We start from the raw sequence: 22,138 nt of genomic DNA on the forward strand, positions 1-22,138 counted from the left end.
TATTCTCCGTGTTCGAAGAGTGTTGTTGTAAACCGACACATTACCACAGGCCCCGGGAAAAACAGCAAAAAGGGTTTTCCCGTAGGCACCAGCAGACAGCTATTAATCCTTGTCGGCGTAAGGATTATGGGAGGTTTTCAAGTCGATGCGCAACGGGGTACCGACAAGATTGAACTCCTTGCGGAAACGACCTTCCAGAAAGCGCTTGTACGCATCGGTGACCAGCTCCAGCGAGTTGCCATGGATCACGATGATGGGCGGGTTCATGCCGCCTTGGTGGGCATAGCGCATCTTGGGACGATAGGCTCCCACCTTCTTGGGCGTCTGGAACTGGATCGACTCCATCAGAATGCGCGTCAGCACCGGCGTAGGCATCTTGCAGGTGGCTGCACGATGGGCCTGGATGATGGATTTCCACAGCGGCTCGAGACCCTGGCGCTTTTGTGCCGAGATGAAGTGCAGCGGCGCAAACTTCAGGAAGGACAGACGTGTTTCGATGGAACGCTCCAGCATCTGGCGCTGGTAGTCATCCACGGCATCCCATTTGTTGATGCCCAGCACGACCGAGCGGCCGCTCTCCAGGATATAGCCCGCGATATGGGCATCTTGGTCGGTCACGCCTTGCGTGGCATCGATCAGCAACAGCACGACGTTGGCGCCTTCGATGGCCTGCAGTGTCTTGACCACCGAGAATTTCTCGATGGCTTCGAACACCTTGCCCTTGCGGCGCAGACCAGCAGTGTCGATCAGCTCGAACTTCTGACCATTGCGCTCGAAAGGCACCGTGATCGCATCGCGCGTGGTGCCTGGCATGTCAAAAGCCACCAGACGTTCTTCACCCAGCCAGGTATTGATCAGTGTGGACTTGCCGGCATTGGGGCGACCTGCCACCGCCAGACGAACGGGCTTCTGGTCTTCCTCGCCAAAAGTTTCCTCTTCGGGCTCGGGCAGATTCAGCAGACCCAGGGCTGCATCGACCAGGCTGCGCACACCCTGACCGTGGGCTGCAGACACGGGCACGACCTCGCCAAGACCCAGCTCATAGAACTCGGACAGCTGCGCACCATCCTTCATGCCTTCAGCCTTGTTGGCCACCAGAATGGTGGGCTTGCCCAGACGGCGCAGGTAGTTGCCGATCTCGTGATCCTGACCGGACAGACCGGCACGCGCATCCAGCACGAAGATCACGACATCGGCTTCCGCCACGGCTTGCTGCGTCTGCTTGGCCATCTCCTTGAAGATGCCGCGCGATGCGTCCGGCTCGAAGCCGCCCGTATCGATGACGATGTACTCATGCTTGCCCTGACGGCCCTGGCCGTAATGGCGGTCACGCGTCAACCCTGCAAAGTCGGCGACGATGGCATCCCTCGACTTCGTGAGTCGATTGAACAGCGTCGACTTGCCCACATTGGGGCGCCCTACCAGGGCAATAACTGGCTTCATTCCAAAAACAACCTATCAATCCGGCTTGAAGCCATACACAGTTCCGCTTCGGCTGACGACCACCAGAGTATTGGCGGCAACAACCGGGGAAGTGGCAACTCCTGCCTTGTCAGTTTCCAAACGGGCCAGTGCAGAGCCGTCTTCACGCGAGAGCATATGCACTGTCCCCAAATCATCGGCCAGCACCACGGAGCGGCCCAGCACCAGAGGCGCCGTCAGCCTGCGGTACTGCAGCTTGTCGATGGACCACAGACGCTGACCGTCTGCACGATTCCATGCCTGTACCGTGCCGTTGCTTTCGGCGCCGAACACGGCCTGCTCGTCACCGGCCACGCCATCGCTGCCCTTGGAGGTCTGCGTCCAGCGCACATTGGCCGTGCTCACATCCACGCACCCCACCGAGGCCTGGAACGCACGCGCGCAGACACTGCTGCCCACACGGCTGACGGGACCAACCAGATCCACCAGTCGCTCCACATCGTTGGTCCCGCGCGGTGCGGCCAGAGGAGCCATCCAGCGCACCGAGCCATTGTCAGGATCAACACCCGCCAGACGTCCGGACACGCCTACCACCAGATTATTACCAACGGCCTGCAAAACGCCTGGCTGTCGCAAAATAAGCGGTTCATTGCTGGGGCCTTCAACCGACCACAGCTCACGACCCGTATTGGCATCGAAGGCCGCCAGAGAACGATCAGCCGCCATCACGAACACGCGGCCGCCAGCCACCAGAGGCGGCGTATAGACCGCTGCGGTCAGATTGCTCTTCCACAGCTGCTTGCCTTCGGCAAACACCATGAGCTGGTTGCTGCGTGTAACCACCGCTGTGCGCTGGCCGTCGCTGCCCACGCCAGTGGTCAGCGGCTCGCCCACGCTGAACTTGCCCAGTTGGCTGCCGGTATTGCCATCAAGCGTGGTCACGCTGCCATCCTTGGTGACCACGGTGACCGTATTGCCCTGCACCAGCGCAGGCATGGCCAGAGGCACTTCGCTGCCGAGCTTGGCAGACCAAGCCTGATGCACCGCAATCTTGCCGGGATTGGGCCCCAGGTCCAGAGGCTTGGGCTTGTCCTTGCCGCCAAACATGGAGCAGGCAGCCAGCGACGCGGCCACAGCAGTCAGCACCAGCACACGGGCTGCGGATTGCGCTGCAGGGGCAGCGGACTTCACTTGATGGGCAAAAGTCTTCAAGATTATTTCTCCGACGGCGTTGTCTTGACCAGGGTTGCGGCTTCAGGAGCCACGCCCAGCGCGTTCAGCTTGAATTCCACCAGATGGCGGTAGTCCAGATCCTTGTCCAGTGCCTTGTAGGCAGCCTGGTACTGGGCAACCGCCTCAGCTTGCTTGCCCAGCGCCACATACAGATCGCCACGGCGATCAGCCTGCAGACCGGCATAGGACTCGGGCATGGCCGCCTCAAGCACCTTCAGGCCTTCGTCATAGCTTTTTTGCTGCTCCAGCACTGAAGACAGACGAATGCGAGCGAGGGCCTTGAAGCTTTCATCGCCCTTGTCGGCCACCCAGCTCAGCTGAGCCTTGGCGTCGTCGAGCTTGCCGGCATCCACCGAGGCCTTGGCCATCAGCAAAGCGGTCTGTGCGGCCTGTGCCGTGCCCGAGTACTTATCCTTGAGCTCACTGAAAGCCAGATCGGCGCGCGCCGCATCCTTGGCCGTCAGCGCTTCATCCACAGCGAACTCCAGAGCCGAGGCCTGGGTCGCCTGACGCTTTTGCCAGTACTGCCAGCCGTTCCAGCCGGCCAGTCCGAGAAAGACCACGACCAGCACGCTGGTGATCAGAGTTCCCCAGGAATTCCAGAAATGCTTGAGCTGCTCAATTTGCTCTTGTTCTTCAAGATCGAGATGATTTGCCATGGCTACTTAGATTGGGTGGAACGCTGGTCGGAAAACGAGGTGCGGAAAATCAAACCGCCGATTTTAGGCTGCCGGCCCACAGGGCCACGTCCGCCAGAGCTTGCTGCTGTTGCTGGCCTTCGCCGTCGCGCAGCGACTTCACGGTCACCTTGCCCTGGGCCAGCTCGTCGGAGCCGAAGATCAGGGCAAAGCGTGCACCCGAGCCATCGGCCTTCTTGAACTGGGACTTCATCGAGCCCATGCCCTCGGCCGAGCCACCGGCGGCGGCATGCATCTGCACCGCCACACCGGCTGCACGCAGCTGCTGCACGGTCTTGAAGACCTGGGGCAGCGCCGAGGCATCGGGAATGATGGCGTAGACATCGGCTGCGGGCTGGGGAATCTCTACACCCACTTCCTTGAGCACTTCGAGCACGCGCTCCACACCCATGCCCCAGCCCACGGCCGGAGCGGGTTTGCCGCCGATTTCCTCGATGAGATAGTCGTAACGACCACCGCCGCAGATTGTGCTCTGCGAACCCAGCTTGTCGGTAATGAACTCGAACACCGTGAGGTTGTAGTAGTCCATGCCGCGCACCAGACGCGGGTTCAGGCTCCACGCCACATCGTTGGCATCCAGAATGTCCTGCACAGCCTTCAGATGCGCCTTTGATGCATCGCCCAGATAGTCCATCAGCCTGGGAGCTGCGTTGACCATTTCCTGCATGGCAGGGTTCTTGGTGTCCAGCACGCGCAGCGGGTTGCTGTACATGCGGCGCCTGGCTTCCTCGTCCATCACATCGGTGTGCTGCTCGAAGTAGGCAATCAACGCCTCGCGGTGGATCTTGCGCTCCTCGGGCTGACCCAGGCTGTTGAGCTCCAGACGCACACCTTCAATGCCCAGCTCTTTCCAAAGTTGAGCGGCCAGCAAAATCACTTCGGCATCCAGCTCGGGACCGGCAAAACCCATGGCTTCCACACCGACCTGGTGGAACTGGCGATAGCGGCCGCGCTGGGGTTTTTCGCGCCGAAACATCTGACCGATGTAGAACAGACGCTTGCCGCCCTCATACAGCAGATTGTTTTCCACCACCGAACGCACCACGCCGGCCGTACCTTCAGGACGAAGGGTCAGATGCTCTGCCTGGCCATGCTTATCCGCCCGGTCCTCGAAGGAGTACATCTCCTTTTCGACGATATCGGTCACCTCGCCCAGGCCGCGCACAAATAGTGCCGTGGGCTCGACGATGGGGGTGCGCATATTGCGATAGGCAAAGCGGCCCATCAGATCGCGCACCTTGGCTTCAAACCACTCCCAGCGCGCCGAGTCGGGGGGGAGAATGTCGTTCATGCCTTTGACGGCGGTCAGTTTTTCGTTCTTGGCCACGTGAAGTCTCACACTTGGGTTACTAGCAAAACAAGAGCATATTGCACACGTCAATCATGCTTCTCAACTAGAAACCTAATTCAAATCCATACAGATAGTGCGCAAGCAGCTATCAATTCCAAAGTCTTGGCTCGCCGGCATTGTGCCAGCAAGCGCAATCACCACCCGCATGCCGGGCCGCTGCAAGCGCTCGAGTCGCTCAGGCCTTCTGGCCGTAGCGGCGCTGCACATATTCCAGCACCAGGGTCTGGAACTCCTCGGCGATATGCTCGCCGCGCAGCGTCAAGGCTTTCTCGCCGTCGATGAACACAGGCGCCGCAGGTGCCTCGCCATTGCCGGGCAGGCTGATGCCGATATCGGCATGCTTACTCTCGCCGGGGCCGTTGACGATGCAACCCATCACGGCCACCTTCATGGCTTCCACGCCGGGGAACTGGGTGCGCCAGACCGGCATTTCACCGCGCAGGAAATCGTCGATCTTCTTAGCCAGCTCCTGGAAGGTGGTGCTGGTGGTGCGGCCACAGCCCGGGCAGGCGGTGACGCTGGGCACGAACACGCGCAGACCCAGGGCCTGCAGGATTTCGGAGGCCACAACGACCTCCTGCGTGCGTGCTTCACCGGGTTGGGGCGTGAGCGAGACGCGAATCGTGTCACCGATGCCTTCTTGCAGCAGCACCGACAGTGCCGCGGTGGATGCCACCGTACCCTTGGTGCCCATGCCGGCCTCGGTCAGGCCCAGGTGCAGCGCATAGTCGCAGCGGCGTGCCAGCTCGCGGTAGACCGAGATCAGATCCTGCACACCGCTGACCTTGCAGGACAGGATGATGTTGTCGGGGTTCAGGCCGATATTCCTGGCCAGCTCAGCCGAGCTGATGGCCGATGTGATCAGTGCCTCGTACATGACCTGGCGCGTTTCCCAGGGCTGGGCACGCTTGCTGTTCTGGTCCATCAGCTCGGCCATGATTTCCTGATCGAGCGAGCCCCAGTTCACGCCGATGCGCACGGCCTTGTCGTATTTGGCCGCAATCTCGATCATCTGACCGAACTGCTTGTCCTTTTTGTCGCCCTTGCCCACGTTGCCAGGGTTGATGCGGTACTTGGACAGCGCCTGGGCGCAGTCGGGGTAATCAGTCAGCAGACGGTGGCCGTTGTAGTGAAAGTCCCCCACCAGCGGCACATACTCGCCCATGCGGTCGAGCTGCTCGCGGATATAGGGCACGGCGGCTGCGGCCTCGGGCGTGTTGACGGTGATGCGCACCATCTCCGAGCCGGCCTGGGCCAGCTGGCGCACCTGGATGGCGGTCTCCACGGCATCCACGGTGTCGGTATTGGTCATGGACTGCACGCGCACGGGCGCATCGCCCCCCACGGTGACCACGTTGTTGCGCCACACCACACGGGCCTGACGCGATTTGCGCGGCAGCGGGCTGGCGATGGCTATCGCCTGGCTGAGCTGCTGCGAGCTTTGAGAATCTTGCACTCTTGTTTACCTCGAACGGTTACTTCACCTCGAAGCGAGCCACATTGTCGCGTGTGCTCGAGATATCGAAGGGTTCGCCACGTACCGTCACCTGCGTGCCCTTGGCATTGCCCACGATCACCGACAGGGGCAACTGGCCTTCGGCAGTCGCAGATTCATCCTTGGACAGGGTCTTTTCCAGCACTACCTTGCCAGTTGCGTCCTTGACCTTGACCCAGGACTGGCCGGTATTCACCTTCAGCACCAGCAGGCCGCCAGTGCCGGTTGCGGGCGTGGCTGCCTCGGCGGCCGGGGCTGCGGTTTGGGCAGCTGCCGCAGATGCGGGAGCGCTTGCTGCAGTGCCGTCGCCTGGCATGCCGGCAGCAGCAGCCGACACAGGCTCTGTCACCGGCGCCGCAGGTGTGGCGGAACTGGCTTGTGCGCCGCCCTCAGCCTGGGCAAGCGGTTCAGCAGCCGGAGCGCTCACCACTGCCGCCTGGCCAGACTGGGCCTGAGCCGGCGCTGGCGCGCCTGGCCCATCGGCGCCGTCCACCATCTGCTGGAATGGCACAAAGTACACGGCAGCGGCTGCCGCCAGCAGAATCAGCACACCTGCCGCAATCTTGCGAGAGCTGCTGTTGCCGGAGTCCAGCGGTGTACCCGTGACCTTGAAGCTGCTGCGCACCTTGACGGCCTCGTTGATGCCAGGACCTGTTTTGGCAAGGCTTTTGATCTCGGTACGTGGCAGCTTAGCCAGCACCGATTCGGCATCGATATGCAAGGTCCGGCACATTCCCATGGCCAGAGCACGCATGAACACATGATCGGGAAAGGCCGCATAGTCATCGGCCTCCAGCGCCTCCAGCTTGTGCTGCGGTACCTTCAATGTCGCAGCCATCACGGGCAACTGCATCCTGGCTGCTTCCCGCGCCTGACGCAACAAGACCCCGGCCGTGGCCTGCCCCTGAGTTGGCACCTGCTCTTCGCTTTGCATAGTTTCCTCTTCCACCGCAGCCTCATTCATTGAAAGCTCCACGTTCATAGGCCAGCCACTGACGCGATTGAGGAAAACGCTCGCGCAACTGATCGGCCTGTTGACGCACTCCAATGTCGTCGTGCAGTGCCCTGTCTATTTTGATCCCCAGCCAGAGGCTTTCCGCACTGGCCTGATTGCTATTGTTATTCAAGCGCCGGATGTAGAACTGTGCCTTCTTCAGATCACCTTTGAGCCAAAGCACATTTGCCAGGTTGTAGCCTGCAGCGGGGTTGCCCACATCCATCTCGTAGGCACGAAACATGTTCTGGTAGGCCTGCTCCAGCTGTCCTGCCTGCTGGTAGCACATGCCCTTGGCCAGCAAAGTCCTGGGCTGCTCACGGTAGCCCGGAGCCTGCAAGGCTCTATCAAACCACTGCTGGGCTACGTCGAAATGCTTTTGCTGGCATTGCATCCAGCCGTAATTGTGAATCTGGTTGCCGTCGCGCGGATTGAGATCCACGGCCTTGCGCATGGCGATCTCGGCCTGCGTCCAGTCCTGGTTCTGCATGAGGATCAGGCCCAGCAGGCCGTATGCATCGGCGTAATCGGGCTTGGCAGCCAAGGCCTGCCCCACCTCATCCATGGCCACATCCAGGCGCCCAGCCTGAAAGTAATTGGCAGCCAACTCCAGGCGAATCTGTGCACGGCGATTGGCATCGGCGACCTGGGCCCCGCCCGTGCCAACCACTGAAGTCTGGGGTACGGACGTAGAGGAAGTGGTGGTGGTCGTTGTCGAAGTACAACCCACAAGTGCCGCGACCGCAACCGGTACCCCCCACCGGGCCAACAAGCCCCAATGTTGCCAAACCGGTCGCTGTACCACTGCCCTCATTGATTGTCCTTTATTCAAAACTCCGTCAAGACACCTGCTTGAGCGGGATAGTACGCTGCTTGGCCATACGCTCAGCAGCGCGAGTTCTGTCCTTCACATCGCCTGCGAGCTGACCACAGGCCGCATCGATATCGTCACCGCGGGTCTTGCGCACCGTGGTCACGATGCCGGCATTGCTCAGCAACGCTGCGAACTCGGTCACACGGGCCGAAGGCGAGCGCAACAGACCCGAAGCGGGGAAAGGATTGAACGGGATCAGATTGAACTTGCACCAGCTCCTGCCATCGCCGCGCGCGCGCACCAACTCTATCAGCTGGCGCGCATGCTCAGGCTGATCGTTAACGCCGTCGAGCATGCAATATTCAAAGGTGATGAAGTCACGCGGCGCGAACTCCAGATAGCGCTCGCAGGCGTCCAGCAGCTCGGCAATCGGGTACTTCTTGTTCAGCGGCACCAGGTTGTCACGCAACGGATCATTGGGCGCGTGCAGCGACACCGCCAGCGCCACCGCGCAGTCCTGCGACAGTCGATCCATCATGGGCACCACGCCCGAGGTGGACACCGTCACGCGGCGACGCGACAGGCCGTAGCCATGGTCGTCCAGCATCACGCGCAGCGCGGGCACCAGCGCACTGTAGTTCTGCAGCGGCTCGCCCATGCCCATCATCACCACGTTGGAGATGATGCGATCTTCGGTACCGAAGCGCTTGCGCAGCGAATGCTCCGCATACCAGAGCTGAGCAAGGATTTCGCCGGTATTGAGGTTGCGACTGAAGCCCTGATGCCCCGTTGAGCAAAAGCGGCAGCCTACGGCGCAACCGGCCTGGGACGATACACACAACGTGCCACGGTCGTCCTCAGGAATGAAAACGGATTCAACGGCATTGCCGTCACCCACATCGAACAGCCACTTCACGGTGCCATCGGCAGAGACATGCTCCGTCACCACAGGCAAAGCGGTAATGTGGGCCCGGCTCTTGAGCTTTTCGCGCAGGGACTTGGCCAGATCTGTCATCTGGTCGAAATCGGATGCACCACGCTGGTGAATCCAGCGGAACAGCTGCGTCGCACGGAAACGCTTCTCCCCGAGCTGCTCGCAATAAGCGGTCAGTCCTTCGAGGTCAAAATCAAGCAAATTAGTAGTCATATCGGCATGTGGCGAGGCGTCTTGCGAACGGGATTTGCCACGCCGTGGCCAGCATCTTCAAGTGCTGACACCCGCTTTGCACAAATGCAAAGCGCTGGCGTCAGCGAGAGCATGCTGTAAAGCTAGCGTGGATTAACGCGAGTACACGTTCATGCCGGGGAAGAAGAAGGCAACTTCCACAGCAGCGGTTTCAGCAGCGTCGGAGCCGTGCACGGCGTTGGCATCGATGCTGTCGGCGAAGTCGGCGCGGATAGTGCCCTTCTCTGCCTTCTTGGGGTCGGTGGCGCCCATCAGCTCACGGTTCTTCAGGATGGCGTTCTCGCCTTCCAGAGCTTGAATCATCACGGGGCCGGAGACCATGAAGTCCACCAGATCCTTGAAGAAAGGACGGGCAGCGTGCACAGCGTAGAACTGCTCGGCTTCGCCGCGCGACAGGTGCACCAGCTTGGCAGCCACAATCTTCAGGCCAGCAGCTTCGAAGCGGGCGTAGATTTGGCCGATCACGTTCTTGGCAACTGCGTCGGGCTTGATGATGGAGAGGGTACGTTCGATAGCCATGATGATTATTTCCTAATCAGGGTTACTATGGGTTTTTGCCGAAAAAGCAAAACAGTTGATTTTAGCGGTGCCGCCATAGACCTTGAAGTCCAGACAGCACTCAATTCCTTACGGACGCCTTTTTAGCGGCCGCCGCGGCGACCACCACCACCGCCGCCACCAGGGCGGCGCTTGGCGTTCTGACGGGCACGCGACAGGCTGTCGCTGCCGATATAGCCCACCGAGGTGCGCATGGGGTCGGGCTGAGCGCCCCCCTGCGAGCGGCCCGAGCCACCGGAGCGGCCGCCGGACTTGCTCCGCGGGTTGTCACCCAGCATGCCGCTAGGCGCCGGACGATTGCCGTCCCACTCGCCACGGCGCTGACCACCGCCTTCACGGCGACCCTGGGGTGCGCGATCGGCATTCATGCCGTTGCCGCGACCGCCGCTGCGACTGTTGCGGCCGCCACGGTTGTTGGCACCACGGGCGCCATTGTTGTTGCGCTCGACGGGAGCACGCTCCTTGACGCCGGCTGCCGACATCAGCGCCTGGATATCGGCCTGATCGAGCTCCACCCAGGCGCCGCGCTTGAGACCGCGCGGCAGCATCATGGCGCCGTAGCGAATGCGGATCAGACGGCTGACAGCATGACCCACGGCCTCGAACATGCGACGCACTTCGCGGTTGCGCCCTTCGGAGATGGTCACGCGATACCAGCAGTTGGCACCTTCGCCGCCGCCATCTTCCACGGCACCAAAGCTGGCTTCGCCATCTTCGAGCTGCACGCCGTCCAGCAGACGCTGCTTTTCTTCCTTGCTCAGCGCGCCCAGCACGCGGGCCGCGTATTCACGCTCCAGACCGAAGCGAGGGTGCATCAGCGAGTTCGCCAGCTCGCCCGAGCTGGTGAACAGCAGCAGCCCCTCGGTGTTCAGGTCCAGGCGACCCACCGACTGCCACTTGCCATGCTGCAGCTTGGGAAGCTTGCGGAACACCGTGGGGCGATTTTGCGGATCGTCATGCGTCACCACTTCACCCACGGGCTTGTGATAGGCAATCACGCGTGCGGGCGGCGGATCGATACGGAAGCGGATGGGCTGGCCGTTGACCTTGACGATATCGCCGAACTGAATGCGCTGGCCGACGTGGGCAGGCTCGTTGTTGACCGAGATGCGTCCTTCCAGGATCAGTTGCTCCATCTCCAGGCGCGAACCCATGCCGGCCTGGGCCAGCACCTTGTGCAGCTTGGGAGAGTCGACCTGGGGCGCAAGCACGCGCTTGGCGGGCATGGCGCTGCCGTTTGCTTCCTCGTCATCGAAGTCGCCCGAGATCACATCGGCAAAGTCGATGTTCTGACCCTTGCGTCCCTTGGGCTCACGGGGAGCGGCAGCACTGTCCACGGCCACGTCCACGACGACGGCATCTGCTGCGTCATGGTCCTGGGACTGCGCCTCCTGCTCGGCCACGGGCTGAGTCGGCTCCTCGACAGCCACGGGTTCTTCGGCCCGGGGCTTGGTCACTCGCTTGCGCGCAGGCTTGACCTCGGCAGCAGCATCCTTTTTGACGCCAGCGCGCTTGCGCGGTGCGGCAGGCTTCTTGGCCTCGGCGGCATCCTTGGCACCATCGGCCTTGGCTGCGCGGGGCTTGCGAGTCTTCTTGACCGGCTCGGCTTCGGGCGAAGCGGCTGCGGACTCGGGCATCGGGTTCGATGTCTCGTTGTTCATTCCAGTTTTCCTTCGGGGATGACGCCATCGTCATCCTCCACAATTCGTTGTTCTGCCGACTCGACGGCATCGTCGGCCCGCGCTTTCGTCTTTGCGTCCTCGGCCTCGTCGTCATCGCTGCCGTAGTCATCCTCGAGAAACGCCTTCAGCCCCACCCACTCGGTACGGCCTGTTTTCTTGGCCGCCGGCTTGGGCTCCGACTCTGCCGCCTTGACAGCTCTGGCGGGCCTGGCCGCTTTGGGCTTGCTCACGGAGGGCTGCTCCACGGCAGGCCCTGGTTCCGAATCCGGCAGCTCAGCCGCCACCCTTTCAGTAGCATCTTGCGCAATACCACCATGCATTTGGTCCGGATATGACTCCAATCCAGAGGCATCAGCCTCATGCTGAAGTTCCGACACAAGCGCCTCAGGCGCTTGCGCCACTGGGTCGGCATCGGTATCCGGCAGCTCCTCGGCGCCATCCTCCTCATCCGGGGCACGCAGGATCTCACTCTCCGCCGCATCGGACTCTGTCACGGCATCCGTATCCGCAGCGACCTCGGCCGGCTCTGCAGCCTCCACGCCTTCCTGGTGCGGGGCCTCCTCGGCACCGGCCTCCGGCACAGCGGCTGGCTCACCGTCCTCCCCATCCAGCGCCTTGAACAGACTTTGCTGGGCCTGGGTTTCCTCCAGCATGGGCAGCTGATCCAGCGACTGCAAGCCCAGATCATCGAGAAACTGGCGCGTGGTGGCAAACAGGGCAGGCCGCCCCACAGTTTCACGGTGGCCAATGACCTCGATCCAGCCTCGATCTTCCAGCTGCTTGATGATCAAGCTGTTCACGGTCACACCGCGAATGTCCTCAATATCACCCCGCGTGACGGGCTGACGGTAGGCAATGATGGCCAGCGTCTCCAGCGTCGCCCGCGTGTACTTGGGCGGCTTCTCGGGGTGAAGCTTGTCCAGATAGACCCGCATCTCCGGCCGGCTCTGAAAACGCCAGCCAGAAGCCACCTGCACCAGTTCCACGCCCTTGAGGGCCCAGTCCTTTTGCAGGTCCAGCAGCAAATCCTTAACCGTGTCCGAGCCCAGCACATCATCAAAAAGTGAGCGCAATTCCCGCAGTGTTACAGGCTGCGGGGCACAAATCAATGCTGTTTCAAGAACCCGCTTGGCATCTACCGTATTCATGGGCGCAGCGTTTCGGGAGCGGCTGTCGCACCGACTGCGGTGGGACGCCTGATTCTAAGAAGAGAGGGAAGCGCCCCAAAGATGCCATGCGAGTGATGGTCAGAGGCTTTCCGGCAGATTGTAACGCAGACCCCATAAATCCAGTGCACCGGCCATGTCTTGTGGCAGCGGCGCATAGTGGACCAGCGGCTTTTTCGTCACAGGGTGCTCGAAGGCCAGTCTGAAGGCATGCAGTGCCTGACGCTCCAGCCCGCCCTCGGGCTGGCCGCCATACAGCGTATCGCCTATCAGCGGATGACCAAGCGAAGCCATGTGCACCCGGATCTGGTGCGTGCGGCCGGTATGCAGCGTGCAGCGCACCAGGCTGTGCGCTGTATCGCCATCGAGCAGATCGAAGTCGGTACGCGCCTGCTTGCCGGGATGCAGATTCAGATCCACCACAGCCATGCGCAGGCGGTTGCGCGGGTCGCGTCCAATCGGCGCATCGACCTCGCGGCGCTTGCGGCTGCCCCATTGCTTGTGGGCAAGCGCCAGATACTGACGGCTCACATCGCGCGCAGCAATCATCTTGATGAGCGCATCCATGGTGCTGCGATTGCGCGCCACCACCATCAAACCGCTGGTGTCCTTGTCCAGCCGGTGAACAATGCCGGCGCGCGGCACCTGGCGCGCTTTTTCGTCACGCGCCAGCAGGCCGTTGAGCAATGTGCCGGTCCAGTTGCCGGGCGCCGGATGCACCACCAGACCTGCAGGCTTGTTGATGACCAGCAGATCCTCGTCCTCATAGACCACCTGCAGATCCATGGCCTCGGGCTGGAAGGCCATGCTCTGCTGGGTGGGCCGCATCTCCACGCGCAGGCGATCCCCCACTGCCACCTTGACCGAGGGCTTGAGCAGAACCTTGCCGTTGAGAGTGACCGCACCATCGGCCAGCAACTGCTGCAGATAGCTGCGCGAGAACTCGGACACCCCCAGCGCCAGCACCTTGTCTACACGCTGACCGTGATGCTCGGTGCCGACCGTGAGTTCGCGGTTCTCGACCTCGGCCGAGGCAATGCCGTCTTCGGCTGCTTCGTCCCAGCTCTGCTCTACCGCGTCAGAAGGCACAAGCCCCTGCTGGGCAGGGGCTTGTGCGGCTTGCTTGCGTTGCGTGACCATGCTCAGCGCGAAGGCAGATAGCGCGAAGGATCGACAGGCTTGCCCTGGCGACGCACCTCGAAGTGCAGCTTGACGCGATCGGCATCGGTGCTGCCCATCTCGGCGATCTTCTGCCCCTTCTTCACGGCCTGATCTTCCTTGACCAGCAGCGACTGGTTGTGGGCGTAGGCCGTCAGATAGGTGTTGTTGTGCTTGAGGATGATGAGGTTGCCATAGCCACGCAGGCCGGCACCGGCATACACCACACGGCCATCGGCGGCAGCCACCACGGGATCACCAGCCTTGCCGCTGATGTCGTAGCCCTTGTTGCGCTGCTCGTCGAAGCCGGCAATCAGCGAGCCGCTGGCAGGCCAGATGAAGTTCACATCATCGGCTCCCTTGGCAACAGGCGGCGGGGTTGTTGCAGGCGTGGATGGCACTGGCGTTGCGGTTGCAGCCGGGGGAGTCGCAGGGGAAGTCGTCGTTGCAGTACTGCCACCGCCCACGATCACGGGCGCGACACCGCGACCCGAGCCGGACGAAGCGACAGGCGCCTCGCGTCCGGGCGGCACCACACGCACCACCTGACCGACTTCAATCACATTGGGGTTGTCCAGATTGCTCCAGCGAGCAATGTCCTTCCAGCTCTGGCCGTGCTCCAGACCAATCCTGATCAGAGTGTCGCCAGGCTTGATGGTGTAGTAACCGGGTTTGCCGGCATTTTCAGCGCCGGGCAGCGACTTGACGTCCACAGTTGAAGACGAGGAGGCCGACTGTCCGCGATCCTCCACAGGAGCCCTGTTTGCCTGGGCAGCACAACCGGCCAGGATGACACCTGCCAGCACGGCCGTTCCCCATGCACCAAGACTTCGCGATACCAACATAAGCTATTCCCTTCTAGGCGATCCCCGATTTTAGAGGGACAAAGTTGACTGCTTCCAAAACTGTCTGAGTAAAACCGTGTGAACTCTTGTCAATCACCAACAGTGCCTGCTTACCCGCGCCAACCACGACGGGAGCCACCAGACGTCCGCCCACTGCCAGTTGATCGCACCACTCCTGCGGAACCACATCGCCGCCGGCAGCAGAGATGATGCCCGCATAGGGCGCGCCACTGGCAAAGCCCACCATGCCGTCACCGAGAATCAGATGCACATTGGACAAGCGCATGGGACGTAAATGACCGCGTGCTTTCTCATGCAGCCCGCGCAGCCGCTCTATCGAATAAACCTCTTTGGTAAGCATGGACAGCACGGCGGCCTGATAGCCGCAGCCTGTACCGATCTCCAGCACGCGCCCTTGCCCGTTGCGGGCCGCATCGGAGTCGAGCAGCAGCTCGATCATGCGGGCCACGATGCTGGGCTTGGAGATGGTCTGACCCAGGCCGATAGGCAGACTGGTGTCTTCATAGGCCTGGTTGACCAGAGCACTGTCGACAAAGCGGTGACGCTCCACCGTGGCCATGGCCTGCAGCACGGCAGTGTTGCTGACGCCGGCCGCACCGATGCGCTGGGCCATGCGGGAGCGCACCGTGGATGAGTCCAGCCCCACGCCCACGGGCGAAGCGGCCACGCGCAGCGGATTGATGGGCTTGGGAGCAACGGGCGGCCGCACCGCGCTGGTGCCCGTCTGCACGGAACGTGCAATCCAGCCCGGGACCTGAGGCGGACGACGCTCGCTCACGATGCGGCCGCCGGCGTAGTGGATGGACCTGCCAGCTTGCTGGCCGTCTGCGCCCAATAGCCCAGGTTTTCATGATCAGTCAGATCCACCTTGAGCGGCGTCATGGAGACATGGCCGTGAGCCGTGGCATGGAAGTCCGTGCCTTCGGAGTCGTCCTTTGCTGCGCCGGCACTGCCGATCCAGTACATGGTCTCGCCACGCGGACTTTGCTGCTGAATAGCCTGCTCGGCCGCATGACGGCGTCCCAGGCGACACAGCTTGACGCTTTTGAGTGCATGCAGCGGCATATTGGGAATATTCACGTTCAACAGCCAGGGAGCCGTACCGATCAACTGCTGGGCCAGCATCTCCTGAACCATCTGACGGGCGGTGGCAGCCGCCGCCTCCAGTTCGGCCCAGCCCTTGTCCACCTGCGAGAAGGCAATCGAGGGAATACCGAACAGATAGCCTTCCATTGCCGCGCCCACGGTGCCCGAGTAAATCGTGTCGTCGCCCATATTGGCGCCGTTGTTGATGCCCGAAACCACCAGATCGGGCCGGTAGCCAAGCAGGCCGGTCAACGCGATATGCACGCAGTCTGCGGGAGTGCCGTTCACGTAGCGAAAGCCGTTATAGGCCTGGTGCACATACAGCGGTGCATTCAGCGTCAAGGCATTGGACTTGGCGCTGTTGTTGTGCTCGGGCGCCACCACTTCGACGTCTGCTACGGTGCGCAGCGCATCGTGCAGGGCCACGATGCCTGGGGCCTGGAAGCCGTCGTCATTGCAAATAAGAATCTTCATGGATGAGGCGGATTGTAGGCGGCTCCAAGGTCACGACAGAGACACGCGGCATTCGCGCCACACTTCTATCATCTGCGAGCCGATTCCCCCCAATCTCACCTCAAGAAGATCAGGAGACAAGATATGCACGCATGGCTTTGCACCACCCCCACCGGCGTCGAGACCCTGAAATGGACCGAGCAGCCAACGCCGCAGCCTGGCCCCGGCCAGGTGCTGCTGGAAGTCAAGGCTGCCAGCCTGAACTTTCCCGATCTGCTGATCGTGCAGAACAAATACCAGATCAAACCGGCCCTCCCCTTCGTGCCGGGTTCGGAATACGCCGGCGTGGTGCAGGCCGTGGGCGAAGGGGTCAGACATCTCAAGCCAGGCCAGCATGTGGCCTGTCTTTCGGGCACGGGCGGGTTCGCCACGCATACGCTGGCACCTGCCGCCATGTGCATGCCGCTTCCGGCCGACTTCCCCTTTGTCGATGCCGCCGCCTTCATCATGACCTATGCCACCTCCCACCATGCGCTGATCGATCGCGGTCAGCTCAAGACCGGCGAGACCGTGCTCGTGCTGGGCGCAGCTGGGGGCGTTGGCACGGCAGCCATACAGATTGCCAAGGCGGCTGGCGCACGGGTGATTGCGGCGGCCTCCACCGACGAAAAATGTGCGCTGTGCAAGGCCCAGGGTGCGGACATCACCATCAACTACAGCCAGGGCGATCTGCGGGAAGCCATCAAGGCGGCGACCGACGGCAAGGGCCCCGATGTGATCTACGATCCCGTGGGCGGCGAGTTCGCCGAGCCAGCCTTCCGCTCCATCGCCTGGCGCGGCCGCTATCTGATCATCGGCTTTGCCTCCGGCCCCATCCCTTCGCTGCCGCTGAATCTGCCGCTGCTCAAGGGCGCTTCCCTGGTCGGCGTGTTCTGGGGCGATTTTGCCAAGCGCGAGCCGCAGAACAACGCTGCCATGATGCAGGAGCTGTCGCAATGGTGGGCCCAGGGCAGGATCAAGCCCGTGATCGACCGCACCATGCCCATGAGCGAGCTATTCGCCGCCTATGAGCGCATGGGCTCGCGCCAGGTGCAGGGCAAGCTGGTGCTGGTCAACGCGTAAAGCTGCAGTAAACCGCAGCGATGACTGTGAGGTCGGGGAGATACTTCCTGCCACTGGCTACAAAACCCCGACACCACAGCATCGCCATGTTTTCTCCTGTCCACACGCCCGCGCCGGATCGCCGGCGCTTTCTGATTGCCTCCAGCCTTGCCACGGCCGTAGGCGCCCTGCCGGCCTGGGCCCGCGCCACGGAATCACTGGCCCACAATCCGTTCACACTGGGGGTGGCCAGCGGCGACCCGGAACCCGACAATATCCTGATCTGGACGCGGCTGACAGCACCTCTGACCTATCTGGGTACAGCGGCCGCGCCCGACCTGGCAGCACAGACCGTGCATTGGGAAGTGGCCCATGATGCCCAGTTCCGCCAGCCCGTGGCTTATGGCCAAGCTCAGGCCAGGGCCGAATGGGGCCATGCCGTCCACGTGCAGGTCAACGGCCTGAGCCCTGACCGCTGGTATTTCTACCGTTTCCGCTGTGGCGACGCCTTCAGCACCACGGCACGCTGCCGCACCGCCCCGACGGCCGGCGCCGATGTGCGCAAGCTGCGTCTGGCCGTGGCCTCCTGCCAGCGCTGGGAGCATGGCTTCTACAGCGCCTGGGCCGATACCGCGCAGGCCTCGCCCGATCTGGTGCTGTTTCTCGGCGACTACATCTATGAATATGCGCAACCGGCCAAGCCCGATGGACTGGCGCGTGCGCAGCCGCTGCGTACCGCCCAGACCTTGCAGGACTACCGCGACCGCTATGCACTGCACAAGAGCGACCCCCATCTGCAGGCCGCCCATGCCGTGTGCAACTGGTCCGTCATCTGGGACGACCACGAAGTTGAAAACGATTATGTGGCCCAGTACGGACGAGGGGACAGCGCTCACTTCTTAGCAAGACGCATGGCGGCCTGGCAGGCCTTTTATGAAAACATGCCACTGCGTGGCAGCGCATTGCAGCGCAACTTTCAAGGCCTGGCGCTGTACCGCAGCCTGCAATGGGGCAAGCTGGCCAGACTGCATCTGCTGGACGGCCGCCAGTACCGCGATCTGCAGGCCTGCCGCCCAGAGGGCAAGGCCAGCACCGGCACCGTGGACCCGGCCGAATGCCCTGCCCTGCAAGATCCGGCGCGCAGCTTTCTGGGCTGGGATCAGGAGCGCTGGCTGGCCCGGCAGTTGCAGGGCGATGCACGCGAGAGGGTCGACGCCACCCGCTGGAGCACCGTGGTGCAGACCACCTTGTTCGCGGCCCGCAAGCATCCCAATGGCCGGCAGTCGACCGACAGCTGGGACGGCTACCCTCAGGCCCGCCAGCGCCTGGTGCGCCAGATTGCCGAGAGCCAGCCACGCAACAGCGTGCTGCTCGGTGGAGACATTCACCAAAACTATGTCTGCGCCATTTCGGCCCAGCCCGACCAGGCCCCGGACAAGGCCAATCCGGTGCTTGCCAGCGAATTCTGCGGCACCTCCATCAGCTCGCACAGCGGCACGACACAGGCCAGGGTGGATGCCATCGTGGCCCACAACCCCCAGGTGGTTTTCGCACGCTGCGAGGAACGTGGCTACAGCCTCGTGGAGATCACGCCGCAGTCCATGAACACCGAGCTGCGCGCCGTGAGCAACCCGCTCCAGGCCGACAGCAGCCTCTATACGCTGGCACGTTTTGTGGTGGAAGATCGCCGAGCCGGCCCTGTGAAGATCGCCTGATGCGCTGCGGCATACTCGGATCATGCAAAACACACAGGCCTCGAGACCCGAACTTCCCCTGTGGCGCGGTACAGCGGCCGCCCTGCTGATCGCCGGACTGCTGTCGGGCTGCGGTCTGCCTCCCCTGCCGGATCGCATGGCCAGCGAGGCCCTGAGCGCTGAGCAGGCCCTGCAAACCCGGCTCGGCCAGGCGCTGGCGCCGCTACAGCAGGCGCATCCCGGGCAAAGCGGCATCCATATGCTGGCCGACGCCCATGACGCCTATGCGGCCCGTGCGCTGCTGGCCCGGGCTGCGCAGCGCACGCTCGATGTCCAGTACTACATCTGGCGCAACGACACCACAGGCCATTTGCTGCTCGATGAGTTGCTGCTCGCGGCAGACCGCGGCGTGCGCGTACGCCTGCTCTTGGACGATGGCGGCACCGGCGGCATGGACGCCATGCTGGCAGCCCTGGACCAACATCCGCAAATCGAGGTGCGGCTGTTCAACCCCTTCGCTTTGCGCACACCCAAGGCGATCGGCTATGTAACGGACTTCGCGCGCACCCAGCGGCGCATGCACAACAAGAGCTACACGGCCGACTCCGCCGCCACCATTGTTGGCGGGCGCAATATCGGTGATGAGTACTTTGCCGCCTCCGATGGCGTACTGTTCGCCGACCTCGATGTGGTGGCTACAGGCTCGGTGGTGAGCGAGGTTGCAGCGGAATTCGACCGTTACTGGAGCAGCCCCTCCGCCTACCCGGCAGCCAGCCTGCTGCCCGCCATGCCACAGCAGGCCGTGGACAAGGTCTATGCAAGCCTGCACGCTGATGTGAATCGCCAGGAGTCCCAGGCCTATGTGCAGGCCGTTAGCCGCAGCCGCTTCAGCACCGACTTGCTGGCGGGTCGGCTGCCGCTGCAATGGGCTGAGACCACCCAGGTCAGCGACGACCCGGCCAAGGTCCTGCGCGAAGCAGCGCCCGAGGACTTGCTGCTGTCCCAGCTCCAGCCGGTGATTGGCCAGCCACAGCAATTGCTGGAAGTGGTGTCGCCCTATTTCGTGCCAACCCAGGCCGGAGTCGACGCCTTTGCTCACCTGCGCCAGCAAGGGGTGCGGGTGCGCATTCTGACCAACAGCCTGGAGGCAACCGATGTGGCTGTGGTGCATGCAGGCTACGAGAAATACCGCAAGCCGCTGCTGAAGATGGGTGTGGAACTCTACGAAATGCGCCGCCAGATCGATCTGCGCAGTCAGCCCGCAGCCAACGAGCCAGACAAGACCCGGAAGAGCGATCCTGCCGAAAAGGCTCCCAAGCGCGAAGCCCCGTCACCCGCCGCGCTGAGCGGCAGCTCGGCCACCACGGGCAGCTCCGGCGCCAGCCTGCACGCCAAGACCTTCGCGGTCGACGGCAAGCAGCTGTTTGTCGGCTCCTTCAACTTCGATCCGCGCTCGGCCATGCTCAATACCGAAATGGGCGTGGTCATCCAAGACCCGGCCCTGAGCCAGCAGGTCAGCACCAGCCTGGACCAGCATCTGCCGCGCATGGCCTACAAGGTGCAACTGGACCCGCAGGGCAGGCTGAGCTGGACGGGCCAGAATCCGCAGCCGCCCCATGAAACCCAGACCTTCAGTGCCGACCCCGGCACCAGCTGGTGGCAGCGCTTCATGGTGCGGGTGTTGAGCTGGCTGCCCATCGAAGGGCTTTTGTAGCTCAGTCCAGACGGATGGAGGGACGCAGCCGCGCGTTCATCAGATCGATCAGCCACAGTAGGCCACCGCGCCAGAAGCCGTAAAGCCGCGCCTGGTGCGAGCGGTACAGCATGATGTGGCTGAGCATGGCCATGCGGCCACGGATCACACCACCGTTGAACAGGCCGAATTTTCCCAGCGAGCCATAGGCGTCGTAATGCGCGAGGGACACCAGCGCGCCAAAGTCGCGATAGGCAAAGCCTACGGGTTTGGCACCGGGGCGCTCCAGCACATGGGGCAGGGTTTCGATCAGATAGCGGGCCTGCTGGTGGGCGACCTGGGCCGTGGGAGGCAAGGCCTCCTGCTTGCCCGGCAAGGTATAGCTGGCGCAGTCGCCCAGGGCATAGATATCGGGGTCGCTGGTCTGCATCTCGTCATTGACCAGCAGCTGATTGCTGCGCGTGGTCTGCAAACCCAGCTGCATCAGAAATTCCGGCGCCTTGACCCCGGCCGCCCAGACACGCAGGCTGGCGGGAACCAGCTCTCCATTGGCCAGCTCAAAACCTTGCTCCGTCGCACGGCTGACGCGGCCGCCGACGATCACGGAAACGCCCAGGGCCTGCAGCCGCACGCGCGTGGCTTCGGAGATTTCTTCGGGAAAGCTGGGCAGCAGGCGCGAACCTGCCTCGATCAGCACGATGCGGAACTTGGCCGCCTCGCCCAATGCGCCGTAGGCCGTGGCACTTTCCGCGAGCTGAACCAGCTCTGCCGCCAGCTCAACCCCCGTGGCGCCGCCGCCCACGATGGCGACCTGCAGCTGCTCGCCGCTGGTCATGCAGCGCACCATGCGCAGCCGGATTTCCTGGTTGAAGGCATCGGCCTTGCGGCGCGAATCGATCATGAAGCAATGCTCGTGCACGCCGGGCGTGCCGAAGTCGTTGGCACCGCTGCCCACCGCAATCACCAGCTTGTCATACGCAAGGCGCCGCCCCGCCACCAGCTCGCGACCATCAGGGGCATAGATGGGGGCCAGCAGAATTTCGCGTGCCTCGCGGTCCAGGCCGCACATCTCGCCGGGCTGGTAGGCAAAGTCGGCATCGGTGGCCTGGGCAAGATAAGTGGTCTGCTGCTGAGCCAGATCGCGGGTGCCGGCGGCAATCGTGTGCAGCATGGGCTTCCAGACATGGGCGGAGTCGCTGTCCACCAGCGTCACCGTGTCAATGCTCTCGCTCTTGAGCTTGCCCAGGGCAGTGGCCACCTCCAGCCCCGCCACACCGCCGCCCACGACCACGATGCGGGCCGCATGCCCATTGCGTGGATGCTGTGGCTTTCGAGCTTGCGGCTCCTGGGATTCGGTGACGGGCTGCTCGCCCTGCTCTGCTTGGTTGACTGCGTTTTCCATGAACGACCCTGACTCTGCGTCTGTTGTAACCGGACGCCAGAACATCTCAAGATGTCTGGCACGCATTGATTGTTCTTCAATTTTTA

The 22,138-nt window shown here is 62.7% G+C and carries 19 protein-coding genes; 3 read left to right on the forward strand and 16 right to left on the reverse strand.

Annotated features, from left to right (window positions below; all coding sequences use genetic code 11):
* Positions 1-102 precede the first annotated feature (102 nt).
* The 15 genes from der to surE all read right to left on the reverse strand — a co-directional run bounded on the left by der (position 103) and on the right by surE (position 16,183).
* Positions 103-1,443 carry a ribosome biogenesis GTPase Der gene (gene der / locus CTATCC11996_RS14775; protein ID WP_003077541.1) on the reverse strand — a complete coding sequence of 447 codons (1,341 nt, stop codon included), beginning with the start codon at positions 1,441-1,443 and terminating at the stop codon, positions 103-105.
* 15 nt (positions 1,444-1,458) lie between these two features.
* Positions 1,459-2,634: an outer membrane protein assembly factor BamB gene (bamB, locus tag CTATCC11996_RS14780; RefSeq protein ID WP_003077543.1), complete on the reverse strand. Its 1,176-nt coding sequence runs from the start codon at positions 2,632-2,634 to the stop codon at positions 1,459-1,461.
* Positions 2,635-2,636: 2 nt separating this feature from the next.
* Positions 2,637-3,314 carry a YfgM family protein gene (locus CTATCC11996_RS14785; RefSeq protein ID WP_003077545.1) on the reverse strand — a complete coding sequence of 226 codons (678 nt, stop codon included), beginning with the start codon at positions 3,312-3,314 and terminating at the stop codon, positions 2,637-2,639.
* Between the two features lie 49 nt (positions 3,315-3,363).
* Positions 3,364-4,644: a histidine--tRNA ligase gene (hisS, locus tag CTATCC11996_RS14790; RefSeq protein ID WP_218568235.1), complete on the reverse strand. Its 1,281-nt coding sequence runs from the start codon at positions 4,642-4,644 to the stop codon at positions 3,364-3,366.
* 235 nt (positions 4,645-4,879) lie between these two features.
* Positions 4,880-6,160 (reverse strand): flavodoxin-dependent (E)-4-hydroxy-3-methylbut-2-enyl-diphosphate synthase, encoded by a 1,281-nt coding sequence (gene ispG / locus CTATCC11996_RS14795; protein WP_003077553.1) that lies wholly within the window; start codon positions 6,158-6,160, stop codon positions 4,880-4,882.
* A gap of 19 nt (positions 6,161-6,179) precedes the next feature.
* A complete protein-coding gene (locus CTATCC11996_RS14800; RefSeq protein ID WP_003077555.1) occupies positions 6,180-7,163 on the reverse strand; it encodes a helix-turn-helix domain-containing protein in 984 nt (327 codons plus the stop codon).
* Entirely contained in the window at positions 7,156-8,007 is an 852-nt protein-coding gene (gene pilW, locus CTATCC11996_RS14805) for a type IV pilus biogenesis/stability protein PilW (RefSeq protein ID WP_233506472.1), read from the reverse strand. Before pilW ends, CTATCC11996_RS14800 begins: the two co-directional genes overlap by 8 nt.
* Positions 8,008-8,032: 25 nt before the next feature.
* Positions 8,033-9,154 (reverse strand): dual-specificity RNA methyltransferase RlmN, encoded by a 1,122-nt coding sequence (gene rlmN, locus CTATCC11996_RS14810; RefSeq protein ID WP_003077560.1) that lies wholly within the window; start codon positions 9,152-9,154, stop codon positions 8,033-8,035.
* A 132-nt stretch (positions 9,155-9,286) separates the two neighbouring features.
* Positions 9,287-9,712 (reverse strand): nucleoside-diphosphate kinase, encoded by a 426-nt coding sequence (gene ndk, locus CTATCC11996_RS14815; protein WP_003053316.1) that lies wholly within the window; start codon positions 9,710-9,712, stop codon positions 9,287-9,289.
* Between the two features lie 122 nt (positions 9,713-9,834).
* Positions 9,835-11,412, reverse strand: coding sequence for a pseudouridine synthase (locus CTATCC11996_RS14820; RefSeq protein WP_003077562.1), 1,578 nt, complete (start codon positions 11,410-11,412; stop codon positions 9,835-9,837).
* Positions 11,409-12,581, reverse strand: a complete 1,173-nt coding sequence (scpB, locus tag CTATCC11996_RS14825) for an SMC-Scp complex subunit ScpB (RefSeq protein ID WP_034349249.1) — start codon at positions 12,579-12,581, stop codon at positions 11,409-11,411. Before scpB ends, CTATCC11996_RS14820 begins: the two co-directional genes overlap by 4 nt.
* A gap of 99 nt (positions 12,582-12,680) precedes the next feature.
* Complete coding sequence (locus tag CTATCC11996_RS14830; RefSeq protein ID WP_003077566.1) at positions 12,681-13,739, reverse strand: RluA family pseudouridine synthase; 1,059 nt, start codon at positions 13,737-13,739, stop codon at positions 12,681-12,683.
* A gap of 2 nt (positions 13,740-13,741) precedes the next feature.
* Complete coding sequence (locus tag CTATCC11996_RS14835; RefSeq protein WP_034349252.1) at positions 13,742-14,602, reverse strand: peptidoglycan DD-metalloendopeptidase family protein; 861 nt, start codon at positions 14,600-14,602, stop codon at positions 13,742-13,744.
* 13 nt (positions 14,603-14,615) lie between these two features.
* Positions 14,616-15,401: a protein-L-isoaspartate(D-aspartate) O-methyltransferase gene (locus tag CTATCC11996_RS14840; RefSeq protein ID WP_034349268.1), complete on the reverse strand. Its 786-nt coding sequence runs from the start codon at positions 15,399-15,401 to the stop codon at positions 14,616-14,618.
* Complete coding sequence (gene surE, locus CTATCC11996_RS14845) at positions 15,398-16,183, reverse strand: 5'/3'-nucleotidase SurE (RefSeq protein WP_003077571.1); 786 nt, start codon at positions 16,181-16,183, stop codon at positions 15,398-15,400. Before surE ends, CTATCC11996_RS14840 begins: the two co-directional genes overlap by 4 nt.
* 123 nt (positions 16,184-16,306) lie before the next feature.
* Between surE and CTATCC11996_RS14850 the strand changes: the two genes are divergently transcribed.
* From CTATCC11996_RS14850 to CTATCC11996_RS14860, 3 genes are all read left to right on the forward strand, one after another.
* Positions 16,307-17,284 carry an NADPH:quinone oxidoreductase family protein gene (locus tag CTATCC11996_RS14850; protein ID WP_003077574.1) on the forward strand — a complete coding sequence of 326 codons (978 nt, stop codon included), beginning with the start codon at positions 16,307-16,309 and terminating at the stop codon, positions 17,282-17,284.
* A gap of 86 nt (positions 17,285-17,370) precedes the next feature.
* A complete protein-coding gene (locus CTATCC11996_RS14855; protein WP_003077576.1) occupies positions 17,371-18,978 on the forward strand; it encodes an alkaline phosphatase D family protein in 1,608 nt (535 codons plus the stop codon).
* Between the two features lie 22 nt (positions 18,979-19,000).
* Complete coding sequence (locus CTATCC11996_RS14860; RefSeq protein WP_003077578.1) at positions 19,001-20,671, forward strand: phospholipase D family protein; 1,671 nt, start codon at positions 19,001-19,003, stop codon at positions 20,669-20,671.
* A gap of 1 nt (position 20,672) precedes the next feature.
* Here CTATCC11996_RS14860 and CTATCC11996_RS14865 read toward each other — a convergent pair whose 3' ends face one another.
* A complete protein-coding gene (locus CTATCC11996_RS14865; protein ID WP_003077580.1) occupies positions 20,673-22,052 on the reverse strand; it encodes an NAD(P)/FAD-dependent oxidoreductase in 1,380 nt (459 codons plus the stop codon).
* Positions 22,053-22,138: the final 86 nt, after the last annotated feature.

Source organism: Comamonas testosteroni ATCC 11996 (genome assembly GCF_000241525.1).
In the GTDB taxonomy this organism is placed as follows: Bacteria; Pseudomonadota; Gammaproteobacteria; order Burkholderiales; family Burkholderiaceae_C; genus Comamonas; species Comamonas testosteroni.

Bases quoted from the DNA above. Each gene is read 5' to 3' on its own strand.
- der (WP_003077541.1), bottom strand. From the start codon at position 1,443: ATGAAGCCAGTTATTGCCCTGGTAGGGCGCCCCAATGTGGGCAAGTCG.
- CTATCC11996_RS14785 (WP_003077545.1), bottom strand. From the start codon at position 3,314: ATGGCAAATCATCTCGATCTTGAAGAACAAGAGCAAATTGAGCAGCTC.
- hisS (WP_218568235.1), bottom strand. From the start codon at position 4,644: ATGAACGACATTCTCCCCCCCGACTCGGCGCGCTGGGAGTGGTTTGAA.
- CTATCC11996_RS14800 (WP_003077555.1), bottom strand. From the start codon at position 7,163: ATGAATGAGGCTGCGGTGGAAGAGGAAACTATGCAAAGCGAAGAGCAG.
- pilW (WP_233506472.1), bottom strand. From the start codon at position 8,007: ATGAGGGCAGTGGTACAGCGACCGGTTTGGCAACATTGGGGCTTGTTG.
- rlmN (WP_003077560.1), bottom strand. From the start codon at position 9,154: ATGACTACTAATTTGCTTGATTTTGACCTCGAAGGACTGACCGCTTAT.
- ndk (WP_003053316.1), bottom strand. From the start codon at position 9,712: ATGGCTATCGAACGTACCCTCTCCATCATCAAGCCCGACGCAGTTGCC.
- CTATCC11996_RS14820 (WP_003077562.1), bottom strand. From the start codon at position 11,412: ATGAACAACGAGACATCGAACCCGATGCCCGAGTCCGCAGCCGCTTCG.
- scpB (WP_034349249.1), bottom strand. From the start codon at position 12,581: ATGAATACGGTAGATGCCAAGCGGGTTCTTGAAACAGCATTGATTTGT.
- CTATCC11996_RS14830 (WP_003077566.1), bottom strand. From the start codon at position 13,739: ATGGTCACGCAACGCAAGCAAGCCGCACAAGCCCCTGCCCAGCAGGGG.
- CTATCC11996_RS14835 (WP_034349252.1), bottom strand. From the start codon at position 14,602: ATGTTGGTATCGCGAAGTCTTGGTGCATGGGGAACGGCCGTGCTGGCA.
- surE (WP_003077571.1), bottom strand. From the start codon at position 16,183: ATGAAGATTCTTATTTGCAATGACGACGGCTTCCAGGCCCCAGGCATC.
- CTATCC11996_RS14850 (WP_003077574.1), top strand. From the start codon at position 16,307: ATGCACGCATGGCTTTGCACCACCCCCACCGGCGTCGAGACCCTGAAA.
- CTATCC11996_RS14855 (WP_003077576.1), top strand. From the start codon at position 17,371: ATGTTTTCTCCTGTCCACACGCCCGCGCCGGATCGCCGGCGCTTTCTG.
- CTATCC11996_RS14860 (WP_003077578.1), top strand. From the start codon at position 19,001: ATGCAAAACACACAGGCCTCGAGACCCGAACTTCCCCTGTGGCGCGGT.
- CTATCC11996_RS14865 (WP_003077580.1), bottom strand. From the start codon at position 22,052: ATGGAAAACGCAGTCAACCAAGCAGAGCAGGGCGAGCAGCCCGTCACC.